Genomic DNA, 13,234 nt, shown 5'->3' with positions numbered 1-13,234 from the left:
ATTAATACCAGGTTATCCATGTCTTACCATCTTTGGCACTCACCATATCATAGGAGGTTGAAGTGGTTTGTACGAGGTAATAGCCATTGGTATCGGCAAATAGTGTTCGGGCAGCAGTTACAGCTGTTTCTCCATCAGGAGCAGTACCGAAAAAACCGTAATAAGTAAACTTAATACGACCATCATCTGTGAAAGTGGGCGCCTTGAATGCAGGGGCATAAGACAGTGTCGCACCATCCGACTCAAGGGTTACAAAACCCAGCAGGTCATAACTGCCGCCGCCATATTTAGGATAGAAGATCAGGAAGTAATAGTTTGGCAATGCCGCAAAGTCTAAACCGTCATTCACCCCATTCACATGGAAACCTGTATAATTTGAAGAATAACTACCGGTAGCCACGATGGCGTCGTACCATTTTTTAGGCAGCGTTTTGTCCACTACCAGTGGTTTGGCCGTTTCGGCAATCGTAGCAGCTGTACCATTCACTGTAAGGGATAACGTCGTATTGGCAGCATTGAATTTCACATTGTCGAAACCAGTGATCACCATATCTCCTACTGTGATAGCGGGATAAAAAGCGATACCACCCGGCGTAGGATAAAAACCTATATTTACTGAATGTGAGGCTCCTGCTGCATCGATCCAGTTCACGATTGCATTGCGGGAAGAAAAGTTGATGGTAAAATCAAATGCCTGCTCACCTATGGTCAGGCGTTTGAAATACGTGAGGAATTTGGAGATGCTGTCTATATCATTCTTCTGTGGTGTACCAAGATATGCGGCTTCCTCTGCGGCTGTTGCTGCTACAAGAAATGCCTTGCTTTCATGATAACGACCTGTGAGCTGAATAGTATCTGCACGAATGCCATCCAGTATAAATTCAAAATCAGAATACAATCCTTCGCCATATACACCACCATTCACAGCCCCATCCGGATCAGCCAGTTCATGCAGATAGGAATAAGTGTCAAACAGCAAACAGGTTTGCTGCAGGGCCTTGAGCCGATAACTGCTTTCCTTCAGGGTTACGGAAGAAACAGCATCAAAATCAGCTAACATTTTCACCCTGTTGGAATCGTTGAACTGCATGTAAAATGAATATGTACCACCATCCATGCCGGCAGGTGCAATGATCATTTTCCAACCATGTGTAGCACTGGTCAGCATGCTCTGATAGCGGGCCAGCGTGTCATTGAGACGGTTGTCGGGGGAATTCCCAAATACATCATCTTCTGCTTTATGACAGGCGCTCAACGCAGAGATGATTAAACATATATAGAGTAAAGATTTGCGCATCATAGTTGGTTCGGTTTAATAGAGTAGTTGCTCCACTGCGGTACGGGTCCTTGTTTGCAGACTATAGAAATCCATGTTCCATGCTGATTTGAAATAATTCACTACAGCGGTTTCTTTGGCCCTGAGCGCAGCCTGCGCCTGTGCCTGTGTCATGCCGGATGTAGTGGTACCTTCAGGAATGCTGTTCACCAGATTATCAAAACCAGCCTTTCCATTCACCAGCATCAGGGAAATGGTTTCTACAAAATCATCGTCATAGCCAGACATGGCATAGGCGGAGATAAATCCTTCCCTGTTCGCATCCGCATCGGAAACGTTGTTCCAGTTGGAGGTATAATGGCCGGTAGAGATATCTTTCCACGTAGCCGGATAGAGAATGTTCTGGTGCAGGATATGTCCGAATTCGTGTTCTATTACATGAAAGATCTGCTTCACATTTTCTGAGTCACTGGGCTGATAGCCATCGCTTTCTTTTGTGCGGAAGTTGTTGATATTGTACAGTACGATCTTCCTTCCTCCTTCGGCTGTACCCAGCGTAACCGTACCACTCTCCGTATTCCAGCTGGCGCTACCACAAAGGATGATAAACTTGGGGCTGTAGCGGATAAAGAAGGTAGATCCGGCTTCGGCCACATAGGTATCTATCCACACTTTCTTCACGGCTTCCATAGAAGGGATCACCATACTCTCATCGGGTGGTACCAGTGTCTTGTCCAGTTCAAATTCGAACTGATCCCATTTGTACCGCACTTCTATGTTGTAGGGCACGACCAGGGTATCGTACAACCATGTGTCCAGCTGTGTTTGTGTCCAGGTATCTCCACCCAGACCTGATATATCTTCTATACCACTCAGGTCATCTTTTTTAGAGCAGGCAGCCAGTAGTAAAATGGCCAGCAACCAGCAATATGTTTTATGTTGCATGTATCGTTGTATTATCTAGGATTAAGTGCAATACCGGATGTTTTGGCAGATGCCGGTATCTGTAATACCCGGCGCAGGTCATCGGCGGCCAGTGTCATTGTTTCGCCTGTGATGGTTGTATGGGTCACAGGTATATTGTATCGCATCAGGTCAAACCAGCGCATACCTTCCTGTATATATTCCACGCGCTTAAAGTCGATCACACCATTGATCAGGGCATCCTGATTGCTGGTCACACCATAATAGGAGCGCAGGTCAGCTACTGCAATGCCGTAGGTAGTTGCATCATAATTCACGATGCGCTTGCTGGCATAGAGGTTCAGGTCTGCCAGTGCAGCGGTGTTATTACCGAGGTAAGCATTCGCTTCTGCCCTGTTGAACAATACTTCTTCAGTGGTGAACAATGGCACCATTACATAAGGCTGACCAATTGTGGCATTCACAGATTCCTTCACGAAGTATTCCGTCATCTTTGGCACCAGGTAATTGTAAGAGCCGGAGGTATAGATGGGAAAGCACCAGCTGCCACCCGTTACATTCCCGCCCAGCATTTCCTGGTACTTGGTATAGTTCATGCCGAAACGGTAAGAGTAATAATACCTGCCATACAGTGAAGGCGTTTCTACCAGTAGCAGATTAGCTTTTTCGGAGGAGTTGCTGTAGATATTGAAAAGCTCTGCAGGTGTCATGTATATATATTCTGTATTCCACTGACGCATGTTATCTGCGAGGTCGCCATTAGGGAATACTTTAGCAGCATATTCAATTACCTTCTGGTAATCCTTTTTATAGAGATAAAAGCGTGTAGCAAATGCATAGGCGGCGGCCTGGTTAAAATGATAGCGTGGTACATTGTACCTGTCATCACGAATCAACGGTAGCCCTGCCAGCAGATCTTTTTCTATTTGTTCGTACACATATGCAACTGTCTTGCGTTCATATTGTTTCATCACCACATCTTCCGGTTCTGTTACGTACGGAATACCCGCATCGGTAGCGGCAGTTGTGGCATCATATGCTTTGGAGAAAAAGGTGACCAGCATGAAATGTGCATATGCACGGCATACCAATGCTTCACCCTTCTGGCGGCTATAGGCTGCGGAGTCTTTGGCATTGTTACAGGCTACCAGTGCATTGTTAGCAGCGGCAATGGCAGTGTAAGCAGCGCGCCAGTAAGCCTCCGGAGAATCATCTTCCGTACTGGCCACATCCTGGAAATAATAGGAATCACGATTCGGTTTCTCGTCTGTACCGGTTCCTTTGTCCGCTACATTGTCCGACATAGATTCACAGAAGGTCATGTAGTTGGATTGTGGATAAGCCGTACCGAGCAGCTGACTTACCTTTTCAGGTGTATCCAGCGATGTCCATGTGCTATCAGGAGCCTTGTCCAGAAACTTGTTACAACCGGCCAGCAATACAGGCACCACGGCTATTAATATATACTTGCGCATAATGTCTTTTTTTAAATACCTGCTTTGATGGAAAGAGTCAGCTGTCTTTGAATTGGTTGGGCCACACCACCTGTGTTAAAGAATTCAGGATCCTGCCCTCTCAGTTTTTTGTCGGAATACAGCAGCCACAGGTTCGTAGCAGCACCAGTCAGCACCAGGCTTTTCAGGCCCGTACGCTTTATCATATCCGCAGGCAGGCTATAGGTCAGGGAAATGGATTTCAACCTGATAAAATCGCCACTGGCTACCCGCTCAGTTGAATAGTTATAGTTGTTATAAGGATAGGAACCAGAGATCAGGGTCTTCTCAAATGCATCCACGATAGAAGGCACTGTTGTCTTGCTTTCGTCCTGTGGCATTAACCAACGTTCATAAAACTCATTGGGCATTGCATCGAAGTCAGTATATGAAGTTTTAAATGCAGGATACAACCGGATCTTATTGCCCCACTGATAAGAGAAGAAGATGTTCAGTGAAAGGTTTTTATATCTGAAGCTGTTAGACCAGCCACCATACGTAGGCGGATCTACGGGACCTTCATATTTCAGGTAAGCGGTAGAATCGCTTTGCAGGTATACATCTGTAGATGTGCCACCACTTTCATCTACGAAAGAAGGCACCCCGGTTTTAGGATCCAGCCCTTTGTACTGGATAGAGAAGAGGCTACGTACGGGATGCCCCTGTACATTCCCACCTTCGGCACTTACGAGGTCGAAGATGATGGGCTGATTCTTTGCATTGGTAATTTTGTTGGGACTATAGGTGAAGTTGAAAGTCGTTCTCCATCCAAAGTCTTTCTGGCGAACGATTTCACCACTGATGCTGGCTTCAATACCTTTTGAAGTCATGTCTGCATAGTTGGCTGCTTTCATTGTTTCGCCACCGATACCGGAAGTTTTGATCACACTGATCAGGTCAAAGCTCTTACGGCTATATGCGTCCAGTGCCAGGCTTAATCTTCTGTCTATGAAGCTCACATCGACACCGACATTGGTGGTATACAGTTTTTCCCAGGTCAGTTCTTTGTTTTGCAGGTGTGCCAGTTTGATCACTGACTCCACTTCATTCAGATGAGGGCGGTTGGTATTGATCGTTTGGTATACAATGTTAGAATTGGTAGCCGGTCCCATACTTGCAGTCAAACCATAGCTTGCACGGAGCGAGAGGTAATCGATCCATGAGAGTGGTTGCATAAATGATTCCCTGTCTACATTCCATTTACCACCAAAGCTCCAGGTAGGCAGCCAGCGTGCACTGGAAGAAGATCCCAGGCGATTTGAGCCATCATAACGCACATTGCCGGTCAAGCTGTACTTATCGCCATAGGCATAGTTAGCCGTACCAAAGAATGCGGCAAAGCGGTCATAGTCTTTGCTCATTCCATAGTAAGGAAAGTTGCTCTCGATCGTTTGTTTCAGTATACGATAATCTATATAGGGAACACCACCATTGTCATACTGATAACCATAACCAGTGCTATTTGCATTTTGTCTGTCAGCATATTTTACCTGCTGCCCCACCAGTACATCGAGGTTGTGAATTTCGTTAAAAGCAGTATTATAATGAAGTGAGTTACGAAAATCATAATTCATGAGCTGGTCTTCGTTGCGGTTGTAAAAACCACCTGCCGGCAGTACTACCTGTGGTTCTGCATCAGGATTGTCTGGATCGGTGTAGAGAAATTTGTTAGCCGCTTTGATCGTAGAGTTACCTGCTGCTCTGTAGGCATTGGCCATGTTTGCATTTTCGGTGATTTCGTGTTCTCTGGATGATTTCACATAGCGCAGGGCACCTACGAATTCATACTTCAGGTGATCGGAGATCTTCCAGCCGATATCTCCCTGCAGGCGCAGGTCCATCATATTGAGGGAGAGGTAATTATTACGTAGTTCGTTGATAATATTGAAGTCGGTATAATTACGATGGAAGTATTCCAGCTGGCCATTCTGATCGTACGCTGTAAGTGTACGACTGGTATTCAGTGCATAACTGAATGGGTTGATATCAAAGTCGCGGTCGTACTGTCCTTCTACAGGGTTGCTGGATCGGGTGAGCGCACCGGGGGCACGCTGTTGTCTTACAGATCCAACTGTAGAGAAACCAGCCGTCACCCTATCAGATAATTTATAGTTGTTCCTGAAGTTCAGGGTGTAACGGTGCACTTTATCTGCAACCGTCCATCCGTTATCACCATAATAACTGGTGGAGAAATAAGATTGAGAACGATCTGTACCGGACGAGATGCTGATGGAATGATCCTGCATGAAGTTGTTACGGAACAGGATGTCGTACCAGTCCGTATTGGCTTTGCCATATCGCATCAGGTATGCCTTACGGGCTTCGGGGGTATTCAGCAGGTCTACATTTCCATTTTCATCGCCCTGCACAGACTCATACATTTTGCCATACACACCATAGTCTGCTTTGGACAGGATATCTGATTTCAGGATGCCTTTTCTATCCAGTTCAGCCAGTACGGAGATCTGGCGGGCAGAGTTCATAATATCATAATCGCCATAGGTAGGTTTCAGCTGGGTGCTCAGACTACTACTATAAGCAATAGTGGGTTTGCCTGCCTTTCCCTTTTTGGTGGTGATCACGACTACGCCGTTCATGGCCCTTGCACCATACAAAGCTGTAGCCGCTGCATCCTTGAGGATGTCGAAACTCTCGATATCGTTGGCATTGAGACCCGCTACTGCAGAGCCCATGAGGGTATTTGGATCGCCGGAAGATAGCTGATCGTTGGAAATATTCACCACGTCTTCAAGTACTACTCCATCTATTACCCACAGTGGTTTGTTGTCTCCATTAATAGAGGTCACACCACGAATACGTACTTTGGGCGCTGTACCAAAAGTGCCGGATACGTTTTGGATAGATACACCGGCAGCACGGCCTTCCAGCATACGGCTCACATCGGCCACGCCTTCAAGTCTTACGTCATCGGCTTTCAATGTTACCGCAGCACCGGCGAATTTTTGCTTATTAATATTCTGAAAACCTGTTACGACCACTTCATTGAGCACGCCTTCCCGATGACTCAGTACTACATTCAGTATTGCTTGTCCGCTAAAGAGTAATACTTTGGGTTGCTTGCCCAGAAAGGAAAAGCGAAGACTGTCCCCCGGTCTTGCAGCAATAGCGAATTCACCTGCTACCGTGGTTACAGTTCCTTTATGAGTAGATAAGTTTTCGATAGATACATTGGGTAAAGGAATCTTTTCTTCCGCATCCATCACCTTCCCTCTGGCGGCGGCAGGCAGAGAATCGCGCTGCAATGGCGCAGCCATCACACCCGAACACAATGACAGTAATATAATAATAAATAGTATCCCCTTCCGGCATGCCGGTGTCTGATTACCATGTAGAGGTAATAGCATAAACAAGTATTAAATAAATGATGTAATTAGATCCTGGTTCCTAAAAATTTTGGTTGTAATGCTCTTTCTTTCAATGCTTAAAATTATTCAAGACGCAGCCTTTTTTTATCCGGGAAAACATCTTAATTAGAAAATAGCGGAAAACCACTATTAATGTATTATCTTACTTCGGGAATCAACCAAAGTAGGAACGAACAACAAAAGACATAGCATGCGATAACCTGTTGCTTTTTAATTGTATTCTTGACACCATGTAATAATCACACTGTTCGAGACCAGGGATAACTGTGCCTTGATCGCACCATTTAATGCTGAAATATGCCAGACCTATTTGATTTGCACCACGGCAAATACGCCCGTATGGTGTTGCTGTTCGTACTGTTGCTACTCACTGGCCATTCAGTGACTGTAGTAGCTAATGATAGTATCATCCCTAGCCACGGAGAACCCGGCCATTACCCAATGGTGGAATCTTTTGGCCCGGCGCACACACGTGCCTATGTGGATAGTATGATGCGCATTGCATCTGCTGACAGGGATACACATCTGGCTACATCTATACGTATTTATTATGCGCTACTGGCCGACGCCCGACTGTTGCAATATGGCAATGGAATTGCCAAAGCACTGGGTGGACTAAGCGCCTGTTACAACATTAGCGGAGAAAAAGAAAAGTCCATCTACTTTGCCAGACTCGCATTGCAGTTTTGTGAAAACAATCCGAAAGGAAAGGAACTGAAAGTGAACAATTATCTTTTGCTTTCACAAAGTTATTTTTTCAAAGGCAGGTACGATTCTTCTGCTTACTATAGATATGCTGCACTCGACCAGGTAGGATCAGATCCTAAAGTACAATTGCGTGTCTATTGTAGCCTGATGGACTTCTGGCTCAACCTGAATGAGGATGTACAACATAGTTTACATGTACAGGAAGTGTTTCAGCACATCCGCGAACTGGAGATCGGGGCGAAAGAAAGAAAGGATACAACCAGCCTGATGCTGCTATATTATTACAAGGCTGGTTATTATACAAATATTCAGCAAAACGACTCTGCCCTTTACTACCTGTTTACCAGCATGCAATTGGGTAATGCCGGCAGAATGTCTATGGTCATGAAAGAAGGGCTCATGGTCAATATCGCACTCACTTATCTGGAAAATAAAGATCCGGAGAAAGCCATCTATTGGCTGCAAAAAGCGAATGCCGGGCAGCATGGTTATTTTGACCGTCAGCAATTGATGGCGCAGCTGGCACTGGGAGAAGCCTATATGTTACAGCACCAATATCAGAAAGCAATTACCATCTTAACCCCTGCCTTGCAGGATGCCACGGAGCACCACATAGCGCATGCCATGGTAGCACATGGTCATAACCTGATCGCCGATGCCTTTGATGCCACCGGCGAGTATCGCAAAGCGTCCCTGAACAGGAAGCTGTACGCCAACATGCGGGATAGCCTGATCAAAGTGGAGAAATTACAGATGGGGTATGACCTGGAAATGAAATACCGTATTGCTGATAAGAACAAGGAAATTGCGGAAAAGCAACTGGCCATCACCAGGAATGAAAACAGGATCAGGACGAAAAATTTGCTCATCGGTGGATTTTCTATTGGCCTGATCGGCATCTCACTGCTTACCTTTCTCTTTTACAGGAATAACAGACAAAAGCAGATCTTACAACTGGAAAAGATCCGTAATCTGCGACAGGAGATGCGCATCAATAACCTGCAAGCCATGATCACCGGCGAAGAAAAGGAACGCAGCCGCATAGCCCGCGATCTGCACGATGGTATGGGCGGTTTGCTGGGCACAATCCGTACCCGCCTCAGTTCCATCTTTCGCAAACATACCGTGATGGATGTGACAGAAGACTTTACAGAAGTATTATTACTACTGGAAGAAGCCAGTAGTGAACTACGTAAAACCGCGCATAACCTGATGCCTGAAATTCTATTACAGGAAGGACTGAATACTGCTACCAGCCTATTTTGTGAACGCATTCGCAAAGGGCATGAATTGAATATCAGTTTCGAAAGCTATGGTGACCTGCCAGCCCTGGCCGCAGATTTTGAATTAACGCTCTACCGCATTATCCAGGAGCTTGTGAATAATATTCTCAAACATGCAGGTGCCTCACAAGCAATCGTACAGATCACCGCCTATAATAACCAACTCTGTATTACTGTGGAAGATAATGGCAACGGTATGCCTGCGCACAACGGACGGGTAGACGGCATGGGCCTGAAAACCATTCGTGAGCGTGTACAATCACTGAACGGCGCCTTGCATATAGACAGTAAACCGCAAGTTGGTACCAGTATCCATATTGAATTTACCATCTTACAAAACACTACCCGACATGCCTATAACACTAGCGATTGCTGATGATCACCCCGTAGTGGCTAACGGTATCCGCACTATTATGCGCGGTGTACCCAATATGGAAGTAATAGATACCTATACCAGCGGACAGGCACTGCTGCAAGGTATTCAAACCCGCCGCCCGGATGTGTTACTACTGGATATGCAACTGCCGGACCTCAGTGGACCGGAACTGGCAGCCAGTATTCTGAAACGCGATCCACAACAACGGATCCTTGTTTTGAGCAGTACCGACATCATTCTGCAGGTCAAAAAAATGCTGAAGCTGGGGTGTATGGGATACCTGCTGAAAGATGCCGATGATATGACGATTATACAGGCTATAGAGACCGTTCAACAAGGCGGTCAATACTTATCCCCGGCACTTAACCAACTGCTGATTGACGACCTGTTTCGCAATAAAAAGGCAGAAAAGAAAAACACCCTGCTGACAAGGCGAGAAAAAGAGGTGCTACAATTAATTATTGATGAACATACCAACCAGGAAATAGCCGATAAATTGTTCATTAGCCTGCATACTGTGGAAAACCACCGCATCAGCCTGTTGCATAAACTGGAGGTTAAGAATACTGCCGGATTGGTAAAAGTAGCCTTACAAACGGGGCTTGTCTGATCCTCAGAAAATATTCGTAGTATCGTAGTATGAGAATGCTAGGGATATTACTGCTTATTAATCTGCCTGTTATGGCACAAACACCGCAGGTGTTAGGAAAAGTAAAATCTGATAAATTAGACGAGGCCTCAGGTCTGGCAGCCAGTGCTACCCTACCGGGATACTTCTGGACACACAATGACAGTGGTGGAAAGAATGAAGTATACCTGCTGAATAGCAAGGGGAAGCTGGTCAGCAGTGTAAAATTGAAAGGGGCAGTGAACAGGGATTGGGAGGATATTGCAGAGAATATTGGCCCCGGCGGCAAACACTATGTATATGTTGGAGATATCGGCAATAACCACGCGTTGAACATAGATATGCAGATCTACCGTTTTCCGGATTTTTTGACCGTACCGGGTGATAAAACATCTGTGCATGCGGATGCGCTCTTTATCAGGTTTCCTGATGGCGCCAGAGATGCAGAGTCACTAATGATTGATCCGATTGGAAAATGTATTTATGTTGTAAGCAAAAGAGAAAAACAGGTGAGCCTGTATAAGGTACCAGCACAATACTTCAATTTTAAAGATCAGCAACAGGTGACGCTGGAAAAGGTACTGACCTTACCCTACACCTGGATTACAGCCGGCGACATTTCGCAGAATGGAGAACACATTGTTATCAAAGACGAATCACATATTTATTACTGGCGACGTAAAGGCAATGAAGCTATCGAAATGACGATGGCCCGGCCGGCAACCTTATTGCCATATGTGCGTGAAAAACAAGGAGAAGCGGTAACGATTAGCGTGGATAATAAGGGGTACCTGACGATCAGTGAGGGGAAGAAACCGGATCTGTTTTTCTATTCACATCCATTTAAATAGGGTTATAGCACTTGTTTTAAAAGGGTGTAGCTGGTGCTACACCCTTTTTTTTATATAGTTAGCTTATGTTTTCCCGGTTGTAAAAGTTGATCTTTCTTACCTGGTAATTTTAATGTCGCGGTTGTATTTGCGGGTACTTCCACTTCCAACATCACCTGTTTCCCATTCCGCTTCCAGGAAGAGACGATCTTACCATAGCGGCATTGATAATCAGCCTTTGCAAAAGTGAGCTGAGACACAAATGAGGGTTGAATAAAGAAATGCTTAAACCCGGGCGCTGTTTCATCCGGACGGATACCCGCCAATGTTTTGTAGAACCAAGCACAATAGTCTCCAAAGAAGATATGATTGTGTGAGAATTCCCCCGGCCAGTCTTCGAACAAGGAAGTGGCACCGTTTGCAATCCAGTGTGCCCAACCTGCATAACCTGTATCTGTCAGCATTTTCATAGCCAGTTCTACATGTCCGTTATCACTGAGTGAAGGCAGCACATATTTGGTACCTAATACGCCGAAATCAGCATGATAATGGTTGTCTGTGATCTTCTTTGCCAGTTGCTCTACTGTTTTAGTCAACGCAGGCTCAGGCACCAGCCCGTGGTATACAGTGGTACTGAGAGCCGTGGCAGTAGTCACATTGTACTGCATGGTCTGCGTATTATAATATTCCTTGTTGAAAGCAGCACTGATCTTTTCTGCCAGTGCAGTATATGCAGTCACATCTTCGTCTTTACCTAATACACGTGCCATTTTAGACACCAGCACCGCGTCGGTGTAATAACAAGCTGTAGATGTAAATGGCACGGGGGTTTCTACCAATGACATCCAGTCGCCCAGGCCCATTTTGAAGATATGGTTCTGCGCTTCGCTGGTGAGCAGGTCAGTGTATTTTTTGATCGCATCGTAGTTCTCTCTTATCGCAGCGGTGTCGCCTTCATAGAGGTATAAATACCAGGTGATGATGGGCAGTGCACTACCCCATGCCGGACCAAAGGTAAAGTCCTTGCGGTCATAGCCCCAGCCATTGGAAGGAACGATACCTGGAATAGATCCATCCGGTGTCTGCGCATCCCGGATGTCATTCAGCCACTTGCGATAACCCGGTGCAGATTTGTAATTCCACAGACCGATTTCTGCGGAGATATGCGCATCAGCCGTCCAGCCGTTCTTTTCACGCTGCGGACAGTCGGTAGGAATACTGAGGAAATTGCTTCTGTAAGATTGACGGGCTGCTTCGTACAGCTTATTGATCATAGGATCAGAGCTGGTGAAATGACCGGCTTCTTCAAAGTCTGTACTGTAGAATAAGCCTTCGATGGCGTTCTTATCCAGTTTTGCATCAGTTTTTACTGATACATACTGAAAGCCATGATAGGTGAATTGTGGTGTGAAAGTTTCGATACCACCGTTCCCTTTTAAGATATACACATCTGTCTGGAAAGGCAGTTCACCCGGCCAGCTACGCATGTGTTCTGTGTTATGAGCAAGGTCTATTTTACCATCTTTCAATACCTCTCTGTAGGAAAGGGTCACTTTAGTACCTGCTGTACCTTTTACTTTTAGGGTCACAACGCCGGCAAAGTTCTGACCCATATCGAAGAGATATTCATCCTTATCTACCTGTTTTACACTTACAGGTTTGATACGCCTGATGATCTTAATAGAAGGCATTTCCTGTGGCACCAGTACACCACCGGGAGAATGGGTTTCAAGGGCGGTCTGCCAGCTGGCATCATTGTACCCCAGCTTGTTCCAGCCCGGTAGTTCTGCCCGGGCATCGTAGATTTCGCCGGTGTACAGGTTGTTGTACTGGCTAGGTCCGGTGGTGCACTTCCAGCTGCGATCCGTAACGATGGTTTCTTTACTACCATCTTTGTAGGTGAGCAGGATGTTGATGAGCATGCGGGGTGTATTGCGCCACGGTGCTTTGTGAAATTCCCATACTGCATGGGATTGTACATTGTACCAACCATTTCCCAGTTCTGCTGCTACGACGTTGTCTCCATTAGCCAACAGGGCGGTAATGTCGTAGGTGTTGTACAGCAATCTTTTGTCATAGCGGGTATAGCCCTGTTCCAGCACGGCATCGGTGACAGGTTTTCCGTTTACATACAACACATGATACCCTACACCGGATACGTAAGCGACTGCACTTTGCAATGGCTTACCCGTATGAAATACTTTCCTGAAAAAAGGTGCTTTTGTGATAGTGGTATCTGTGGTATTCGTGATCCAGCTACCTGACCAGTTGACCTGTGCATACAGGAAACCGGGCAGGCAACATAGCAGGCAAAATAAAATACGTTGCAA

At 45.9% G+C, this 13,234-nt stretch carries 8 protein-coding genes; 3 read left to right on the top strand and 5 right to left on the bottom strand.

Going from position 1 to position 13,234, the window contains the following annotated elements; all coding sequences use genetic code 11:
* Position 1: 1 nt before the first annotated feature.
* From BW716_RS16270 to BW716_RS16255, 4 genes are read right to left on the bottom strand one after another with little or no spacing between them, the layout of a single operon-like run.
* A complete protein-coding gene (locus BW716_RS16270) occupies positions 2 to 1,300 on the bottom strand; it encodes a DUF4302 domain-containing protein (protein WP_235643740.1) in 1,299 nt (432 codons plus the stop codon).
* Positions 1,301 to 1,312: 12 nt separating this feature from the next.
* The gene (locus BW716_RS16265; RefSeq protein WP_083723792.1) at positions 1,313 to 2,221 is read right to left on the bottom strand and encodes a putative zinc-binding metallopeptidase; all 909 of its coding nucleotides are present in this window, start codon (positions 2,219 to 2,221) and stop codon (positions 1,313 to 1,315) included.
* 11 nt (positions 2,222 to 2,232) lie between these two features.
* Positions 2,233 to 3,675 (bottom strand): RagB/SusD family nutrient uptake outer membrane protein, encoded by a 1,443-nt coding sequence (locus BW716_RS16260; RefSeq protein WP_083723794.1) that lies wholly within the window; start codon positions 3,673 to 3,675, stop codon positions 2,233 to 2,235.
* A gap of 11 nt (positions 3,676 to 3,686) precedes the next feature.
* Entirely contained in the window at positions 3,687 to 7,058 is a 3,372-nt protein-coding gene (locus BW716_RS16255) for a SusC/RagA family TonB-linked outer membrane protein (RefSeq protein WP_083723795.1), read from the bottom strand.
* 318 nt (positions 7,059 to 7,376) lie between these two features.
* Here BW716_RS16255 and BW716_RS16250 point away from each other — a divergent pair, with 318 nt between their 5' ends.
* The 3 genes from BW716_RS16250 to BW716_RS16240 all read left to right on the top strand — a co-directional run bounded on the left by BW716_RS16250 (position 7,377) and on the right by BW716_RS16240 (position 10,925).
* Positions 7,377 to 9,446 carry a sensor histidine kinase gene (locus BW716_RS16250; protein ID WP_083723797.1) on the top strand — a complete coding sequence of 690 codons (2,070 nt, stop codon included), beginning with the start codon at positions 7,377 to 7,379 and terminating at the stop codon, positions 9,444 to 9,446.
* Entirely contained in the window at positions 9,421 to 10,056 is a 636-nt protein-coding gene (locus BW716_RS16245; protein WP_083723799.1) for a response regulator transcription factor, read from the top strand. The genes BW716_RS16250 and BW716_RS16245 overlap by 26 nt, the downstream gene beginning before the upstream one ends.
* A gap of 71 nt (positions 10,057 to 10,127) precedes the next feature.
* On the top strand, positions 10,128 to 10,925 hold the full coding sequence (locus BW716_RS16240) for a hypothetical protein (protein WP_083723801.1): 798 nt from the start codon (positions 10,128 to 10,130) through the stop codon (positions 10,923 to 10,925).
* Positions 10,926 to 10,975: 50 nt separating this feature from the next.
* Here the strand turns inward: BW716_RS16240 and BW716_RS16235 are convergent, their stop codons facing one another.
* Complete coding sequence (locus BW716_RS16235) at positions 10,976 to 13,234, bottom strand: glycoside hydrolase family 78 protein (protein ID WP_083723803.1); 2,259 nt, start codon at positions 13,232 to 13,234, stop codon at positions 10,976 to 10,978.

This window comes from [Flexibacter] sp. ATCC 35208 (genome assembly GCF_001975825.1).
GTDB lineage: Bacteria > Bacteroidota > Bacteroidia > Chitinophagales > Chitinophagaceae > Chitinophaga.
This window is presented reverse-complemented; position numbering and strand designations above follow the sequence as displayed.